This window comes from Aquimarina sp. ERC-38 (assembly GCF_026222555.1).
Lineage (GTDB): Bacteria > Bacteroidota > Bacteroidia > Flavobacteriales > Flavobacteriaceae > Aquimarina.
Genome location: NZ_CP098511.1, coordinates 1,993,381 through 2,011,992 on the forward strand (window position 1 = coordinate 1,993,381; position 18,612 = coordinate 2,011,992).

Below are 18,612 nucleotides of genomic sequence, written 5' to 3' on the forward strand. Positions count from 1 at the left end.
TAACCCAATAACTAAGTAACACAATAACTTAATAACCCAAAAAACAAGCAACAAAATAACCACAATACCATTAAAACCTAATGACCAGGAAAAAAGTAAAAATATATGTATTTATTTTTCTCTCCCAGATACTAATTTTGTCTTGCGGAGTAGAAAAATTTATTCCTGAAGATGAAGTATTGTATACGGGAGCTACGTTAGATATCAAAGCAAACGATACCATACGAGACTTAAAAGAAGTAAAAGGAGAAGTATTACAAGTGATACGACCTAATCCAAATACTAAAATTTTGGGAATGCGACTTGGGTTATATTATCATTACAAAGCACAAAAAGAAAAACCAGGTTTTATCGTAAAATTTCTTAATAAAAAATTGGGCGAAGAACCAGTGTACTTATCCGGGATAGATGTAGAAGCTAGCGAGAAGTTAATTGAAAACCGCTTTGAAAACCGGGGTTTTTTTGAAAACCGAATTGATGCTGATATTCATGAAAAAGAAAAAACGGCTTCCATTACGTATACTGCAGAAATAGAAGCTCCCTACCGTTTGCAAACGTACCAATTAGACTCATTTCCTTCACCTATGAATAAAGTAATTCAAAACACGATGGATAAAACCATTCTGAAAAAAGGAAACCGTTTTGATCTGGCATTGTTTAAACAAGAAAGACAACGAATCGATGATTACCTAAAAAATAAAGGATATTATAATTTCAATTCGGATTTTTTGATCTTTGAAGCAGATACCAATCAATATAAAAATAAACGTTTTGACCTGTACCTGCGTTTAAAAAAAGAAGTACCCAAAAAGTCAATCGTTCCTTATACCCTCGAAGAAATTAATGTGTATCCTAAATATTCCCTGGAAACCGAAGAAAAAGTTAAAGATACCGTAGTGTTGGATTCCATCAATTATATACAGGACAGCCTATTTTTTAAACCCAAACGTTTAGAACCCTATTTACTACTGGATAAAGGGCAAAGGTATAATCCGAGAGCATCAAGTTTAACTAGTAAACGTCTTTCTGGTATCGGCACGTATAAATTTATCAATATTCAATATGAAGAAATGGATACTATTAATGATGGGGTAACCCCCAAAAAGTTAAGAACTTCCATTTACCTTTCTCCATTAACAAAAAGATCCGTTCGCGCCGAATTACAAGCGGTAAGTAAATCCAATAATTTTGCAGGGCCCACGCTACTCGCCCGCTTTAGCAACCGTAATCTTTTTAAAGGTGGGGAAACCTTAAATTTAACTTCAACCTTAGGATATGAAACGCAACTGGGGGGTAGTGGCAATCGGGGGCTGAGTAGTTTGCAGCTAAGTTTATCCGGAGATTTAATTTTTCCCAGGTTATTATTTCCTATTAAAATAGACAAACCTTTTGAATATGCAATTCCCAGTACAAAAATTAGTTTAGGGGGCGAATTGTTAGACCGAAGCCGTTTGTATCGATTAACTTCATTAAATGCTATTTTTGGCTACGAGTGGAATGCAAATCGCTTTGTATTTCATGGTTTAAACCCTATTAGTATTAATTATTTAAACCTGACCAATACTACCGATGATTTTCAGGAAATCTTGGATGAGAATGCCTTTTTACAAAGTAGTTTTGACCAGCAGTTTATTGCTGGATTTACCTATACCTTTATCTACAACGAAATTGAAAAAGAAGGAATTAAGAACGGTTTTTTTACAAAGGTAAACCTGGATGTAGCAGGTAACCTGGTAGATCTTATCGCCTCCGGTTCCAGTGAAAATGAAAATGTGGCAAGAACTTTTTTAGGCTTGCAATATGCACAATACTTTAAGATTGATACGGACATCCGGTACCATCTCAATTTTAAAAATGAACATCAGCTGGTTTCCCGGGTATTTGCCGGTATCGGTAAACCTTATGGTAATTCTAAAACCCTTCCTTTTATAAAACAATTTTTTTCGGGTGGTCCCTATAGTGTTCGTGCCTTTAGGATTCGGTCCTTAGGCCCGGGGGCTTACCAACCGGAAGACCAAAATAGTGATCGCAACTTTTTTGATCGTTCCGGGGACATACGTTTAGAAGCTAACTTAGAATATCGATTCCCGTTATTCCCCTTTGTGTACGGGGCTGTTTTTGTAGATGCAGGAAATGTCTGGTTATTAGATGAAAACGTCGAATTTGATACAGATAGTAATCCCGGGCGACGTAATAATTTTGAGGGAGGTCAGTTTTCTTCTGATTTTTTAAACCAATTAGGTATTGGGGCAGGAGTAGGTTTACGAGTAGATATTCAGAATTTTGTAATTCGTTTTGACCTAGCTGCACCCTTACAAGATCCTGCCTCTGAAGGTGACGGGAGTTCGTTTAACTTTAACCTGGATCAGCCGGTGTTAAATTTTGCTATTGGCTACCCATTTTAATCTGTTTGGAATTTTAAGCTTACGGTAATCATTATTGCTGATAGATGGTACTTCTGTTATTAATAAATCAGTTAAGAACTCTTCGGATCGCAGTAATAAGATGAGGTTTGTAGTTGTATCTTTAAGATTCACAAAAATTCACACTTATGACCGCTACCAACATACCATATCCCAAGATTATTTCAGAAATAAAAGAAGCAAATTATGGGGATCGTGTACTAATTCTTCCGGATACTTTTTTATTAAAAGTAGCTAAATTTCAATTTAGAATTGGTAACAGCTACATCATTCGGCATGTCAATCGAAAAGAAATTTTATTGATAGATGTAGTACATGAATCTTCAAAGAATACAATTGATCAATTCATTAGTGATGGATATGATATCCAGGGGTTGTTATTAACTCATGGCGACCTGATTGATCAGGCATATACTAATATGACCCAATTATCTAAAGACCTTAATAATGCACCCATTTATATACACCCTTTAGATAGTAAAAAGTCCAGCGCTAATCTTAAAGATATTACCCAGAGCAATCCTGTATTTGACGAATTTTTAATAACTGTCTACCATACGCCCGGACATACTGAGGGTAGTGTTTTAATTCATTCCAGTATTAATAACGGGATGTTATTTACCGGAGATAGTGCCGTAGGTGGGCCTTATCATAAAGAAGAATTTTATTTTGAGCGTCCACCTATCGAAAAGATGATTAGCGATCAGGAATTAGCAGGTAGCTGGCAGGTTTTTGACCTTCCGTTCACCCATTTGCTTCCTTTACATGGTAAACCGGAATTTAATCTTTCCGAAGAGAGGCAAAATGATATTTTAATAAATTTAAGTAAAAACGAAACTACAGAATCACTATAAGATTATGGAAACTAAGCTTTTAACAAAGACAGCAAATACGGAATATGAAATTAATATGCTTTTAAAAGAGCGGTTCAGTCCCAGGGTTTTTTCAGATATGCCAGTATCAGACACAGATTTACATAGCTTGTTAGAGGCTGGTCGTTGGGCAGCAAGTAGTAATAATTTACAACCCTGGCGAATTATCTGGGGGGTTAAAGGCAGTAAATCTTATGACCGCATCTTTAATTGCCTGGATGAATTTAACCAAAGTTGGGCGGGTAATGCTCCGGTGCTATGGCTTACGTTAATTAAAAAGTCCATGCCTAACGGAAAAGAAAATTTTCATGCCCTACATGATTTAGGCTTGTTTATGGGAAATGTATCTATACAAGCACAAAGCATGGGGATTGCGGTACACGAAATGGCCGGAGTGAAATTTGAAGAAGCTAAAAAAGAGTTTGAGGTACCTGAGGATTTTCACGTAGTTACTGCAGTAAGTATTGGATATTACGGAGGTGATCCGGATCAACTACCTGAGGATTTACAAGAAACAGAAAGGGAAAGTGTAAGAAAGAGAATGTTACAGGTGGAATTTGCCTTTGAGGGTAATTTTGTAGACCGGGCAGACCTCGGGAATAAAAAGTAGAAAAAAGGTATGAAAATTGGAATTATAGGAGATCATAAAAGAGGTCAGAATCTAGGATTGCTCTTGGCCCAGGCGGGGCATGAAGTACTGTTCGGAAGTTCAAACCCGGTAAGTTTAGGTAGTTTTATCAAATCCATAGGTAATTCCGTAAAAGTAACTGCTACTACGATAGAAGATGCGTTTGAAGAAAAAGTAGCAGTCTATATTTTAACCGTAGCTTTTAGTGAAATTGATCGATTAGCTGAGTTATATGCTGGTGAGTATAGTAATACGGTGATAATTGATGCTACTAATCCGGATCCCCTGACAGACGGAGACATAGCACAAAAGGTATTGGACTCCAATCAAAATGCATCAGAATATGTTGCTTTAAAATTTGGAACAGCTAGAATAGTAAAGGCTTTTAATACGATAAGTTCAGAAGATTTAGCTAGTAATACGCTTAAAAATAGTATTTTAGCTATACCCTATGCTGCCCAAGATCATCAGAGTAAAGAAATAGTCCGAAGTCTTATTGAGGACTTGGGATTTGAAGCTGTCTATATTGGCGATCTTAGTAAAACACAAATGATGGACCCCAATCATAGGATACACGGAAAATCTTTAAATCGTAAGGAATTAGAAACTTTAATAAATCTATAAACTATGAAAATAACAATACTCTTTATACTCTTACTTGTTACCATGATGGGTTATGCGCAGGATTCCATAAAGCAAATAGCAAATCACCCGGAATTAGAACGGATTGCTGAAAACATAGCCAGAGAGTACAACAAACAACTGAGCATGCGAGAAAAACAATTATTATTGTTTGAAGATAAGCTGGTAGAATATATGATTGAAGAACAAAAAGTACGTACTAGTAATTTAAAGATAAGAGAAAAAATCAGTATCCTAAAGTATAATTACAACGTAGAAACTTCGGATATGGCGGATATTCTCACTAGAACGCAACATGTACTTTATAAAAAAATGAAACCGGAATTACAACCGGTAGAACCAGTTATGGTAAAACAGGCAAGTCTTTCTGATAATTAACAATTAAAAAATTTAACAATAAAAGATAATTTATGAATATTATATATGAGTATGCCAATGTTTCTGCGAGTGATCGTTTAGAAGCTATTGTAGAAGAAAAATTAGGTAAAATTGGAGAGAAATATCCTTTTGTCATAAGAGGAGACGTGTTTTTTAAAATTGAAAAGCGAGCTGATAATACCGGTCATGTTTGTGGGATACGTTTAAGTGCTCCAGGTCCAAGGTTATATGCTTCTACGGATGGAACTGATTTTGAAGGGGCCATTCAAGAAACGGTCAGGGATTTAACAGATCAATTAAAGAAAAGAAAAGCTAAAATGCAATCGCATTAATTAAGGTCAACAAGAAATTAAAAAGTCATTTAAAATAAACTCAAAGTAAGTGGTTATTTTAAATGACTTTTGTTGTTTATTCTAAATTCTTATCGTTCAATTACAGATAACAGTTAAACATTATTGTATTTGAAATCATTGCATAAAGACCAGTCATCTAAATTACAAATTACTTTAAACCATATTTTATATGAATTTACGATTGTCAGAAGCATGGGCCAAAATGGTGGAGAAATTACAGGACTGGTTTCAAACCTTTATTGCCAGTATTCCTAATATTATTATTGCGATAATTGTATTTTTTATTACGTTTCTTGCTTCCAAGTATATTTCCAGGTTAGTACTTTCCTTATTAGGTAGAAGTCATCTAAATAAAACGGTTAAAAACTTAATTTCTAAAATGGTTTCTATAGCCGTTATTCTACTTGGACTTTTTATGGTTTTGGGAATATTAAACTTAAGTAAAATGCTTAATACTATTCTTGCTGGTGCAGGGGTAGCAGGGCTAGCTATCAGTTTAGCGCTACAGGGAGCTTTGACCAATACGTATTCAGGGATTATATTGTCTTTTGTAAAAGCTGTAAAATTGGGGAATTGGGTAGAAACTAATGGTTATTCCGGAGAACTTACCAATTTGGATTTACGTGCGGTAACTATTAAAGAGATTGATAATAACCTTGTTTACATTCCTAATAAATTAGTGTTAGAAAATCCGATTAAAAACTATTCCTTAACCGAGAAATCAAGGGTAATTGTTAATTGTGGAGTAGCTTACGATAGTGATTTACAAAAGGTAGAAGATCTGGTTATCAAGACAATTAAAGAAAATTTTCCTGACTTGGATGAAGAGAAGAGTATATTATTTATGTTTGAAGAATTTGGAGGAAGTTCGATTAATTTTGAATTACGTTTTTGGGTAGCTGCCCAGGCTATGATTGAAATCGTACAGGCAAAAAGTAAAGCCATCAAAGTGATTAAAAAAGCTTTTGATCAAAATGATATTGAAATACCTTTCCCTATTAGAACTTTATATATGCCAAAAGGAGTTAATGTAAATAGTCCTTCTACTAATCAAAATAAAACTGATTAATATGGCTCAACCAGGTTTGATCCAACCATAAAAGGTGATTTAATCCAAAACAAGAATTAGAAAAAAAAGAAGGTAAAAATATAAGTGAGTACTTTGATATAAAATCAAATAAATCTTAAAGATTTTTTTTTGGAGTATTGGTTATTTTTACTCCTTGTTGGCTAATTTGATTATAAATAGTACTGATAGCATTTTGAAATATGTAAAAAAACCAACATATTATGCCGGCTAGTTTAGATCCGTCTTCCCAGATATAAATATCTGAATTCGTTGGATTGGTAAAATCAACTATGATTGAAAATGCTAATAGTACTAGAGTAGCTATAAAAAGTGCATAATTGGTTTGCGACATAGTTTGAAAAAATGCTATCCCATATACCAACATAAAGGCTACATAAACAAATAAAACCATCAGTTCAGGAATGCCTAAGTGTGGAAATACTACTTCATGAAATAAAAAAATATCATCCAAACCTAAAACTAAAAATAACAAGCCGGACACCCCAAAGAATTTTTTTAAGTGAGAAACTTCGGATTTATGATGGAGTACTATTGCGGTAAAAAATGATATGGCGGCCGCTGCAGCCCAAAAGAAAATACCTACTTGTGAAAAGAAACCGGTATACACCGGGGCGTTTACTACTGCGACAGGATCCCTGGTTAAATCCGGTATAGGTATATGATAAAGCTGATGTATTAGTAAAACTAGTCCAATGAAAAACGTAGCTAATAGAGCAGATAAAATTGCACTTATACGGTTAGGATGTAATAGCAATTGATCTAAAATGTAAAATTTCATGAATTAGTTCTTCGGTTAAAAATTCAAAATGGTTAATAATCAATTTTAGCGGTTTCAAATAATATGTATTAGATATATTGAAACCTGGTTATAATTATAAATACTATTTACAATCCGTTGAAAAAACCCATAAGAAATAGCACCGCAATTTCTTTTTTAGATAGTTGTGATCTGTCTTATCAGATAACAAATTACAATTTTTTATTTAGCCGGATTTGCTTAGCTCCTTCAATTACTTTTTGTTTTAAACCCTCCTTGTAAACCATTACTTTATCTCGTACATACGTATCTGAAGCCCCTATAATTTGAGCAGCTAAGATTCCGGCATTCAGTGCTCCATTTAAAGCAACGGTAGCTACCGGAACACCACCGGGCATTTGTAAAATGGATAATACAGAATCCCAACCATCGATAGAGTTACTAGATTTTACCGGAACACCAATAACGGGTAATGGAGATAATGAAGCAACCATTCCTGGCAGATGCGCTGCACCTCCGGCACCAGCAATAATAACCGATATACCCCTATTATGTGCGTTTTTACTGAAATCAAATAATTTCTCGGGAGTACGGTGTGCTGATACAATATCTACTTCAATCTCTATATCAAAACCCTGTAAGATATCAATTGCTTTCTCCATAACGGGCATGTCACTTGTACTTCCCATAATCACTGCTACTTTACTCATGTTAGTTCATTATTCACTGATTACCTCAATTAAATTTTTAACTTCTTCGGCTATTTTTCTTGCTTTAGAAACTTCTTTATTGACTATGGTTACATGTCCCATTTTTCTAAAAGGTCGGGTTATTTTTTTTCCGTAAATATGAGGGATAACCCCATCCATTTTTAGTATGTTATTCAGGTTTTTATAAATTACGGGACCTTCGTATCCCTCTTTTCCTACCAGGTTCACCATAATTCCGGCAACTTTACTAGCGGTATTTCCCAGAGGTAAATTTAGAATTGCCCGTATATGTTGTTCAAACTGGTTGGTATAACTAGCTTCAATACTATAATGCCCACTATTATGGGGGCGGGGAGCTACTTCATTTACCAGTATCTCATTATCTTTAGTAACAAACATTTCTATAGCGAGCAACCCCACGTGTTCAAAAGCTTCAGAAACTTTTATGGCTATATCCTTTGCCTTTGTTTGAATAACTTCATCGATTCTTGCCGGACAAATTACATATTCTACCTGATTGGCTTCCGGATGAAACTCCATTTCGACCGTAGGATAGGCAACTGTATCACCATCCGGGTTTCTAGCCACAATAACAGCTATTTCGTAAGCAAAATCAATTTTTTCTTCTATAATACATTCCGTTTCCGGTAGTGTTTGTAGCTGACTTTTATCCTTGATTACCTCGACTCCTTTACCATCATAACCTCCTTCGGTACTTTTCCAGATACAGGGTAAAGTAATTTTATTCTCCTGAAAGGCTTTTAATAACAGTTCCTTACTTTCAAATTTTGTAAAAGCAGCGGTGGGGATTTGGTGTTGTTTATAAAACTCTTTTTGGATACCTTTATTCTGAATTTTTTGAAGGGTTGAAGAAGATGGGTATACTGTAATTCCTTCTTTTTCTAATTGTTGCAAAGCTTTGATATTAACCGCTTCAATTTCAATGGTAAGTACATCTACTTTCTTTCCAAAATTATAAACCGTATCAAAGTCTTGCAAGTCTCCGGTCTCAAAATGGTTACAGGCAATAGCCCCGGGCGCTTCCGGGTTAGGGTCTAATACCGCTGTTTGTATATCAAACTTTCGGGTTTCATATAATAGCATCTTACCTAATTGACCACCCCCTAAAATACCCAAAGTAAAATCCGAAGAAAAATAAGATTGCATGCTTGTCTATATTGCTTTTGCAAAAGTAATTTTTTAAATAAAAGAAAGCGTGCTTTGTGTTTTAATTTATTATAATGCTAAATTAGGTAAAGAATAAAGTTATAATTTCTAAAATTTTAAGATGAACACAATTAAATTTGCTTTAAATACGTCATTGTTTATAGCACAATGCTACATAAATAGCTGAAGTTTCTAATCTATATTGCGTTGCAATTTGTTGTACTGTTACTCCTTCCAAAAGTTTTTTTAGTATAAATTCTACAGTTATACGTGTTCCCTTAATTACAGGTTTCCCCAGCATCACTTTGTGATTAGAAATAATATATTTTTGATAACCTGACATAATGAACTCCTCTTAACTTTTTAGGTTGAAGCGAAAAATAGAGATTTTTTGCTTAATTGAAGTCATTTTTCAGTTGCATAGCCTTAGCTACGGAAATTAAAAATGATGAAAAGTAAGTGAAAAAGATCATTTTGTAGCCAATCATAAAAGTCAAGATGAGTTCGGTTATAAAGATACTAAATTATCAGTAAGATATATGTATCTTTGCCGCCTATTTAAAAAGGAGCACTTGCCTTTTGTTAGCACCACTCAAGCTACGTAGGTAAAATAAATTAAAAGTAGAATCATGGTTAACATTGTGTTGTTTGGTCCTCCGGGAGCCGGTAAAGGAACTCAGGCAGAAGTTTTAAAAAATAAATATGACCTGGTTCATATTTCTACAGGAGATGTTTTTAGGTATAATATTAAAAATAAAACGGACTTGGGTACCCTGGCAAAATCCTATATTGACAAGGGACAATTGGTTCCGGACGAAGTAACGATAAATATGCTTAATGCTGAAGTAGAACAACATCAGAAAGTAAAGGGTTTTATTTTTGATGGATTTCCAAGAACCGAAGCACAAGCGGAAGCACTTGAGGTATTTTTAAAAACAAAAAATACGGATGTAAAGGCTATGATTGCACTGGAAGTTGCAGACGACATTTTAGTTGCCCGATTACTAGAAAGAGGTAAAACTTCAGGTCGTCCGGATGATGCGGATGAGGAGGTTATTAAAAACCGAATTAAAGTATATTATGACGAAACGGCAATTTTAAAAGGGTATTACGAAAAACAAAATCGGTATCACGGTGTGGACGGCGTAGGTTCTATAAATGAAATCACCGAACGCTTAAGTAAAGTTATTGACACTTTATGAATTAGGTAGAAACCTGATTATTATAAATAGCAAACCTTTTGTAAAAGCGGAATGTTTTTAAACAATACACCATGACCGAAGGCAATTTTGTAGATTACGTTAAACTCCACGTTGCTTCCGGTAACGGAGGTAAAGGTTCTGCACATTTACATCGGGAGAAATATATTACTAAAGGTGGACCTGATGGTGGTGATGGTGGTAGGGGAGGCCATGTGATTATTAAAGCCAACCCTAATATGTGGACGCTTTATCACCTTAAATTTAAACGTCATTTTAAAGCATCTCACGGAGGTCATGGTAGTAAAAGCAGAAGCACCGGAGCTGATGGAGATGATGTGTACGTAGAAGTACCTTTAGGTACTATTGTTCGGGATACCGAAACACAAGAGATTCTATACGAAATAATAGAAAAAGACGAGGAATATATAATTGCTACCGGGGGTAAAGGTGGCAGGGGAAACTGGCATTTTAAAAATTCTGTTAATCAAACGCCCCGTTACGCACAGCCAGGAATTGAAGGTGAGGAAAAAGATATTACCTTGGAATTAAAGGTGCTGGCAGACGTAGGTTTGGTAGGGTTTCCAAACGCCGGTAAATCCACTTTACTTTCCGTAATTACAGCAGCCAAACCTAAAATAGCAGATTACGAGTTTACTACCTTAAAACCAAATTTGGGAATTGTAGCATATCGTGATTTCCAAACTTTTGTCATGGCAGATATTCCTGGAATAATTGAGGGAGCAGCCGAAGGAAAGGGAATCGGACACCGTTTTTTACGGCATATCGAACGAAATTCTACGCTATTATTTTTAATTCCCGCAGATGCGGATGATATTGCGGCTCAGTACGAGATATTACTAGATGAACTACGTCGTTATAATCCGGAATTACTAGACAAAGAACGCTTACTAGCAATTACTAAATCCGATATGCTGGATGAAGAATTAGAAACAGAAATAAAAGCCGAATTAGAACAAAAAATTAAAATTCCGTATTTGTTTATTTCTTCCGTAGCACAAAAGGGTCTAACTGAATTAAAGGACGCTCTTTGGCAAATGCTTATGGTCGAAAAATAAGCCAAAGCGCATTAACTCACCGTGTATCCTTTCTGTAAAATTCCTTCGCCCAATTCAGGATGTCGTTTTAGATATGCCGCTACAAAAGGGCATAAGGGTACCAGTTTATAACCTTTTTCTTTAATATAAGCCAGTGTTTTTTTGACAATGGTACTTCCCACTCCCTGGCCTTCTAATTGTCTGGGTACTTCAGTATGGGTCAGGTAAATCACATCATCTTTAGTCAAAATATATTCTATTATTGCAGTATTTTCACCTACTTTTAATTCAAACCTCTTTTTAGGCAACTCCGTATTGTTGACTAATTCAAGTTTTGACAAATCTTCTGTTTCCATAGTTTTATTTTATAAGGAAGATACTGGTTTCTATCAAACAAATACTTTACGGACTGGTTAAAAGTTTTTTAAAATTAGGGGTTTCGAAGCTGTAGAAATACTTGTTTTTTTACTTTTAATCTTTAGTCGAGTTTATTCGCACTATAATAGAATCAAATCAATCAAAATCAAAAACAGAATGAATTTAATCTTAAAAAGCCAAGTCTTTAAATTAGGGTTGATATTATTTATTATGAGAGTAAATCCCCTGTATTCTCAAGAAAAACAATTATCCGTATATGGGCAATTATCTGGTTTTCGGAATAAGTCACTTACTAATGATTTGATGATAAAATCTGATATAGGCCTGTCACTTTTTAATGATTTTTGGATTTCTCCTTTTTTCGGGTTTTCCTACCTTTCTGCACAACAGGAAGATACAACTTTAGAAAATGCTTTACCACAACCAATTACCCTAAGTACGCAGAATTTAAACCTGCAATTCTCAACACTTCAAACCGGGATCAAAATACGACTTATCGAGCAGGATAGCAACGTATGGCCTATTGTACAAACTACTTTACAATTCGGGCAAGCCAAAGCTACCGCAACACAATTTATACTGGAAGAAGAACCTGATTTATTACGCCAGGAATTTAGAAGTGAAACCAAAGAATCAGTAATCTACCCTGTATTTTCTTTAGGCATAGAAAGCACACCTTTTGGTTCGGAAACAGTAAATTTATCAGTTTTACTTTCGTATACTATTTTAGATGTTCCAGAAATGGCAGATAAAATTAAAACTGAGTTGCCAGAAGATTCCGGATTTACCGGAGATTTAAGTTCTATTGGTCTTACATTAGCTTTAAAATATACCTTTCTAAGAAAAAAAGAACTTTAATTTTCCCTTTCCTTTAGTTATCATTTCTCTACCTGTAATCGAACCCCTTCCGAATGACTGCTTAATTCCGGAGCGTACATGGATTGAATCGTGGTGATGCCGTTTGAAAAATCTCCTAGGTTCGTAACCCTTACATCGTATTCAAATACATACGTGCCTTTAGGTAAGTAATCAAAAAAGAAATCAGTACTTACATCCTTAATACTTTGATAATACCCTAAACCGTCCTGATATTTATAACCGGAAAGCACCGTAGTTGGTTCAAAAGTAGAAGCCCTCATATCTTTCATATGGACAAATTGCAGGTTTCGATCACTGGTAATCACCATACGTACGGTTACCAGATCACCAATTTTAGGCGAAAGGTCTTTTTTTATCTCTTTTAATTGGGGTCCGCTTGCTGTATTAGATTTGATAAATAGCTTTTTATCAATGGTAAGGTTGGTTTTTGCTCCGGTAATTTTATCCAGGTCTTCAAAATACTGCCAATATAAAGCACCCCAGGCAATACCTTTTCCTTTTTTGGTAAGCGTTACTTCTGCTTGTTTTGATACGACTTCGGTCCCCAGCCAGAAAGTTTTAAAGTATCCGGTACCCGCTTCTACGGTTTGATTTTGGGTAGTTCCCATATCAATTTTTGTTTTACCAACTTTTGCACTTACCTTATCTGTGATTGACAACCAGTCAGAACCATGAGATAGTAAAGCATATACAGCTTCAGTAGTAGCTTTGGTAGTAGGCCATCTGTTGGTTTGTTTATTTTTTAGTAACCAGATCTTTAGGTTATCTACAATTTCAACTTTATCTTCTTTTTGATACACTTCATCAAAAACTTCAATAAGCAAGGCTTGGGTTTCTACCGGAGCCTGATACCAGAACCAACCGGACGTATTGCTTTTCCAGTACATGCCTAATTCTTTATTGGTAATGCTACGTTCTTTCAGAGATTTTAAAATTTCACCAGCCTTATCCTTACGGTTATTTCTATGAAGGAGTAAAGTAATCAACCCCTGAGAATATAAATTCTTTTCTAACCAGTGTGTTGCTGCTTGCTCCAGATAATAGGTTAAAGCTTCTTCGCCTTTAGCAGGTAATTTTGTATCAAAATAAGATCGTACATACAGGTAATGCAATTGGTTGTAATCTAAATGATCTTTAGTAAGATCCATTTTTGGGTTATTTGCTTTACGAACTAAAAGTTCTTCGTAGTCCTTTAAAAATTCCTTATCTAAATATTGAAGTGCTTTTTGTATCATAATTTTCTGATCCGGTGTGAAATCTGTTACGCCTAATTTCTGTAGATGCCCAAATCCGGCAATAATATGTTGGGTAATATACCGGTTTTCAAGTCCGCCTTCAAACCAGGGAAAAGCCCCGGAATTATATTGCAGGTCTTTAAGTTTACGTAAACTTGCTTGTAATTCGTTTTGCAGGTTGTTCTGATCAAACAATAAAGCAATCCGTTTTTTTTGTTCGGTTTCACTTTCTGCATCCCGTAACCAGGGGGTTTCTGAAAGGAGTACTTCTTTAAGTTCCTGGTTTTTTTCTAAAGCACTAACCAGGGCATCAGAATTTTTCCATTGATCAAATACTTGTTGGATACGTGGGTTTTGGGTGACTATAAAATGACCTAACGCATTTCCGTAAAACCTTGAAAACACTTGTTCTGAGCAGTTGGAACTAGTAACTTCCTGTAGATAAGGAAGTGCTTGTATAGCGTACCAACTAGGATTAGAAGTTACTTCAAAAGTTAAGCGGTGATTCGTTAAGGTTTTAGAATTTGTATTTTTTAACTTGTCTAGCGTAAAAGTGTTCGTCTGATCAGAACCCACCCACATAGGTAAGGTTTCGGTTACCAATTTACGATTGGTAACTACTGGTAAAACTCCTTGTACGCCATCAGAAAAATCACCTGCTGAAGCGGTAATCACATATTGAAGGGCCGATAAATTTTCCGGAATCTTTAAGGTCCAGGAAACTGCCGTATTCCCGGAAGCTTTTACGTCAAATGAAACGGATTCTTTGTCTGAGAAAATTAGCGATATTGGTTGATTCGTAATTGGGTTGGTTAAAAGTAACCGGGCATTTCCAGCTAAGGATTTAGCGCTTAAATTAGAAATTTTACTGGTAATTACTACCTCATCACCCTGTCGTAAAAAACGAGGAATATTCGGTAACACCATAAGTTCTTTTTGTGTTACCGTTTCAAAGGATGCAGTGGCAGACTCCAGGGTTTTAGTATGCGCTACCAATTGTAATTTCCAGCGGGTCAAGGCTTCCGGGCTGGTGAAAGAGAAAGATACGTTACCTTCTGCATCTGTTTCTAACTTTGGAAAAAAGAAAGCCGTTTCCTGCAAATTTTTTCGAATGGGAACCATTGCCTTAGGTAATTCTTTTTTATCGGATGCATCCTGGTCTAAAACTCCCGATGCTACTCCATAACCAATAACTACAGAACTATCTGATGTTTCATTAATCATCTCTTCATCAGCTACTTCTTCAATTACTTCAGCTTCAGGGGTAGCTACACTTCGCATCATCACGTTACTTTTAAAACGCATAGTATTCATACTACGGCCAAAACTAAAGCCAAACCAGTTAAAACTGTCAAATTGTTGTTGTTGATACTGGTTACGGTATTGATGGTAATACGTGACAAAGCGTTGGGGGTTAAAACTATTTGCTGCTGACCATCCGGTGGAAGGACTAAATGATATTCTTCGGATTGGATCAAATTGCCATTCATGACTTTTAAATTGATCCAACGACATATCATACATAGAAGCCAGAACTTCTGTAGCGACAGATTCTCCTTTAGGTCCTTTAATCAAAAAACTCCAGGTTTCTTTACCTCCGGGTTCTAACAGGTTTCTAAAAGTTTTGGTACTAATCTGAAGATCGGTTTCTGGGTAAGGTACTTTTATTTGCTGGGAATAACTTTTAAACGAATTCCAGATTACATAACTATAAGAAATGGCAATTCCGCCCAAATCTGTTTTAGAGACAGGAATTTTTAAAGTTTTAGAATTTTTAGTCAAGGTTAAAAATTGCTTTTCGACCCTTTCACCTTGTTTATGTATTTGTAATACCACATCCAGTTCGTCCAGACCGGTTTGTAAGGTGACTATTGCTTCTTCCCCGGGCTGATAACTGTCCTTATCTACACGTATTGAAAAAATTTCCTGTGTCTTTTTCTTAATTACTTTTGAATTTTCGACTTTTAGATAAGATACATCCTTTACCGGTTGACCGTAAGGGTCTTTAGTTTCTAAGGTAATACGATAATTACCTTCTTCCCATTTTTTTGTGTTAACCTTTAACTGATCTGTTCCAACAATAGTATCTTCTGCCTTCTTTCGGGTATCATACACTTCTTGATATACTTCTTTTTCAACCGACCAGGTTTTAAGGTCTTCTTCATTTTTATAAGGGGTGTGGGGGAATTTTTGATAAAATTCGTTCTTATCAATTCCGGCATAATCAGGTGCCGGCCAGGATCTGTCAATCAGGATACGATCTGGTGCTTTTAATTTATCAATTTTTACAAAACCGGTATTGTCAACAGGTTGATCATTTAAATTTTGCGTACTAATACTAATGTTAAGAGCCTCTTTGGACACATCGATCTTATTTTTTGCCTCGATCCTTGCCGTAATGGTATGATATCCTACTTTTACTAGAGTAGTTGCAGAGCGGGTTTCGCCGTTAATATCTGTGACATCTGCCACCACTTCATATGTAAAAATAGGTTGCTCTTTTTGATCAACTGTTTTATCGGCAATAGCTTTAAAGTCAATCGTAAAATCACCATTTTCGTCCGTTATAGTTTCGCCAAAAGTTATTTCCTGCGATTTGGAATTATATGTAGGCCTCCAGTAGCACCATATTGGATATTGTACTTTGCGGGTAACCCGATAGGTTACCTTGCTATTAGATAGAACACTTCCTGAATATGCCGAAGCATTCCCATCTAATGAAACCGTATCATCAAGGCGGTAGGACTTAGTGACCGGTTTAAATTCAACTGAAAACTTCGGGCGTTTATATTCTTCTACAGATATGGAATGGTAACTATCATCCGGGCCTTCTATAGTATAAGTCCCGGTTAAACCACTCTTAGGAAGTACAAATTTTCCGGAAAAAGATCCATAAGCATTGGTAACTACGTTTATTTCAGAAACCGTTTCCCCATTCACATTTCTTAATTCAATTGATCCTTTACGATTCATCAGGGCTTTATACTCCTTGTTATTAGAAGTTGAAAAAGATATCCCTTTAAAATAGACAGTTTGTCCGGGTCGGTAGATACTTCGATCTGTAAAAAGCGTAGTTCTCTTTACCACTTGTTCTTCATTTCTATTTCGGTTGCTGTAATTTGAATAACTATATAAACCATTAAAAAATGCAGTATCTTCCTGATAGGTAACTTTAGCGGTTATATTAGAAAAATTTTTATTTCCTGAAAAAGAAGCAATACCATTGTTATCGGTGATCAAAGTAGTATTAAGTGTTTCTCGACGTCGATCATTTGATGAAAGTTGAATTTGAGCCTTATTAAGGGGTTTACCGGTACTTCGATCGGTAATTCGATACTCAATGGTATCCTCCAATTTGTTTTCGGTTAGTGCAATATTAGTAGATTGAACCGTTCCGTAAGCATATTTCTTAACCGCTAAGGCTTCCGTCTGACTTGCAGTAATCAGGTACATACCTTGTGGTAGTTCAGGCAGTATCTTTTCAGTGGTATGTTGTTGGTAATCTTTTTCATTAGTAAGTGCAACTTTGTACGAAGTAACAACGGGTAAGGATTTAATAAAACTTAACTTATCTTGATCTCTTCTTTTTTTTCGGAAGATCAATTGTTGCTCCCGATTCATTTTGTGAACCCGGATATGTAATTCATCTATATTTTTATACGAAAATAATAGACGGGATGGGGTATTTATTGGCGTATAGGAGTTGGTGGTTATGCCAGAAAGTAAAGGAAGCTTGATTTTAGTAGCCAAAACTTTACAATTCTTCGCCCCTGTACTATTAGGATGCAAATCAATCGCCTCTTTACAAATTGTAAGTGCTTTATTGAAATGCCCCTGGTAAGCCGAATCACTTTCTGTTTGAAATTTTTGTGCCTGTTCCTCGTATAATTGTGCTTCCTCAAAATAAAAATCAGTTACTTGAGGTGTGTTTTTGTGAAGTTCTTTTTCTCTCTGCAAGGTATTTAGAAAAACCACATCTTTATTTTCAAAAACGCTATTATCTCTCACAAAATCCAGTCTCTCCGTAGTCAGGGCAATAAGGGGTTTTGAATTTTTATTTTTTAGATGAAAACTAGTAAGTTCCTGGTAAAGTGCTAAGGCTTTAAATTGAAGAGAAAGTGTATCTGTGGTTTGTAATGTTGTCTTAGCAAATTCGGGATGAGGATGTAAATAAGCAGGTTGATCAATTTCAAAAGCATCAATGGGTTGGGTAATAGAATTTTCAGGTGTTTTATAAAAATCAAGTGCCTGATGTGCCAGTAAGTCAAATAGGGTAGGGCGGTACTGTATTGAATTTTCAACAGTATTCAAAAGTGTTTTATAATCCTGTAAGCTTTCTTGTTGTAGTTTTTCTTTATCCGAAAGTGATTCTTCAAATTTGCAATGGATTTCATGAAATAATGTTTCCAGGTCCCAGGTTCTAAAATCTTCTGAAGTTGTTTTTTGAGCCGTTTTTGTACGGTCGTAAAATTTATAACGGTTCTGCTTAAAATACTGCCAGTATAGATTAGCCAATACGTTCGTCAGGATATTTTTCTCCGGAAATTTACTCTTACTAATTTCCGTTTTGAAATTTTTAATAATTTCCAACCTTGCATTTTCTTCAATCTGCAGGTTGTATTTAGATTGATATAATAGGGCTTTGATAACCTCATTTGTATTTCCTTTCTTTTTAGCATCAATAAGAATTTCATCTACAATAGCAATTGCCGATTTAGGTAATCCTTTTTTTTCCAGGTTTTCAATCTCGTTCCAGCGATCTTTATACATTTCCTGGCTAGTTACGTTGGTAAGTATACTTAATATTAAGAATAGAGAAGAAAATAATTTTTTCATGAGTGCT

General features: G+C 35.4%; 16 protein-coding genes. 10 read left to right on the forward strand and 6 right to left on the reverse strand.

Features of this window, described 5'->3' with window-relative positions:
• Positions 1-80 precede the first annotated feature (80 nt).
• The 7 genes from NBT05_RS08345 to NBT05_RS08375 all read left to right on the forward strand — a co-directional run bounded on the left by NBT05_RS08345 (position 81) and on the right by NBT05_RS08375 (position 6,365).
• Positions 81-2,405, forward strand: coding sequence for a BamA/TamA family outer membrane protein (locus NBT05_RS08345; protein ID WP_265773029.1), 2,325 nt, complete (start codon positions 81-83; stop codon positions 2,403-2,405).
• A 146-nt stretch (positions 2,406-2,551) separates the two neighbouring features.
• Entirely contained in the window at positions 2,552-3,277 is a 726-nt protein-coding gene (locus tag NBT05_RS08350) for an MBL fold metallo-hydrolase (protein ID WP_265773030.1), read from the forward strand.
• Positions 3,278-3,281: 4 nt separating this feature from the next.
• Positions 3,282-3,905, forward strand: a complete 624-nt coding sequence (locus NBT05_RS08355; RefSeq protein WP_265773031.1) for a nitroreductase family protein — start codon at positions 3,282-3,284, stop codon at positions 3,903-3,905.
• A 9-nt stretch (positions 3,906-3,914) separates the two neighbouring features.
• Positions 3,915-4,547, forward strand: a complete 633-nt coding sequence (locus NBT05_RS08360) for an NADPH-dependent F420 reductase (protein ID WP_265773032.1) — start codon at positions 3,915-3,917, stop codon at positions 4,545-4,547.
• 3 nt (positions 4,548-4,550) lie between these two features.
• Positions 4,551-4,943, forward strand: coding sequence for a hypothetical protein (locus NBT05_RS08365; protein ID WP_265773033.1), 393 nt, complete (start codon positions 4,551-4,553; stop codon positions 4,941-4,943).
• Positions 4,944-4,975: 32 nt separating this feature from the next.
• Positions 4,976-5,275, forward strand: a complete 300-nt coding sequence (hpf, locus tag NBT05_RS08370) for a ribosome hibernation-promoting factor, HPF/YfiA family (RefSeq protein WP_265773034.1) — start codon at positions 4,976-4,978, stop codon at positions 5,273-5,275.
• 190 nt (positions 5,276-5,465) lie between these two features.
• Positions 5,466-6,365, forward strand: a complete 900-nt coding sequence (locus tag NBT05_RS08375; RefSeq protein ID WP_265773035.1) for a mechanosensitive ion channel family protein — start codon at positions 5,466-5,468, stop codon at positions 6,363-6,365.
• Between the two features lie 115 nt (positions 6,366-6,480).
• On the opposite strand, the gene NBT05_RS08380 is transcribed toward NBT05_RS08375, so the two are convergent.
• The 4 genes from NBT05_RS08380 to NBT05_RS08395 form a co-directional block, all read right to left on the reverse strand.
• Positions 6,481-7,164: a hypothetical protein gene (locus NBT05_RS08380; protein ID WP_265773036.1), complete on the reverse strand. Its 684-nt coding sequence runs from the start codon at positions 7,162-7,164 to the stop codon at positions 6,481-6,483.
• A gap of 191 nt (positions 7,165-7,355) precedes the next feature.
• Entirely contained in the window at positions 7,356-7,853 is a 498-nt protein-coding gene (purE, locus tag NBT05_RS08385; RefSeq protein WP_265773037.1) for a 5-(carboxyamino)imidazole ribonucleotide mutase, read from the reverse strand.
• A 9-nt stretch (positions 7,854-7,862) separates the two neighbouring features.
• A complete protein-coding gene (locus NBT05_RS08390) occupies positions 7,863-9,020 on the reverse strand; it encodes a 5-(carboxyamino)imidazole ribonucleotide synthase (RefSeq protein WP_265773038.1) in 1,158 nt (385 codons plus the stop codon).
• Between the two features lie 151 nt (positions 9,021-9,171).
• The gene (locus NBT05_RS08395) at positions 9,172-9,363 is read right to left on the reverse strand and encodes a DUF433 domain-containing protein (protein WP_265773039.1); all 192 of its coding nucleotides are present in this window, start codon (positions 9,361-9,363) and stop codon (positions 9,172-9,174) included.
• Positions 9,364-9,649: 286 nt separating this feature from the next.
• Between NBT05_RS08395 and NBT05_RS08400 the strand changes: the two genes are divergently transcribed.
• Complete coding sequence (locus NBT05_RS08400) at positions 9,650-10,222, forward strand: adenylate kinase (protein WP_265773040.1); 573 nt, start codon at positions 9,650-9,652, stop codon at positions 10,220-10,222.
• A 71-nt stretch (positions 10,223-10,293) separates the two neighbouring features.
• On the forward strand, positions 10,294-11,298 hold the full coding sequence (obgE, locus tag NBT05_RS08405; protein ID WP_265773041.1) for a GTPase ObgE: 1,005 nt from the start codon (positions 10,294-10,296) through the stop codon (positions 11,296-11,298).
• Positions 11,299-11,309: 11 nt separating this feature from the next.
• Here obgE and NBT05_RS08410 read toward each other — a convergent pair whose 3' ends face one another.
• Positions 11,310-11,633: a GNAT family N-acetyltransferase gene (locus tag NBT05_RS08410; RefSeq protein WP_265773042.1), complete on the reverse strand. Its 324-nt coding sequence runs from the start codon at positions 11,631-11,633 to the stop codon at positions 11,310-11,312.
• 232 nt (positions 11,634-11,865) lie between these two features.
• Here NBT05_RS08410 and NBT05_RS08415 point away from each other — a divergent pair, with 232 nt between their 5' ends.
• Positions 11,866-12,513: a hypothetical protein gene (locus NBT05_RS08415; protein ID WP_265773043.1), complete on the forward strand. Its 648-nt coding sequence runs from the start codon at positions 11,866-11,868 to the stop codon at positions 12,511-12,513.
• A 20-nt stretch (positions 12,514-12,533) separates the two neighbouring features.
• Here NBT05_RS08415 and NBT05_RS08420 read toward each other — a convergent pair whose 3' ends face one another.
• Positions 12,534-18,605, reverse strand: a complete 6,072-nt coding sequence (locus tag NBT05_RS08420) for an alpha-2-macroglobulin family protein (protein WP_265773044.1) — start codon at positions 18,603-18,605, stop codon at positions 12,534-12,536.
• Between the last annotated feature and the right edge of the window lie 7 nt (positions 18,606-18,612).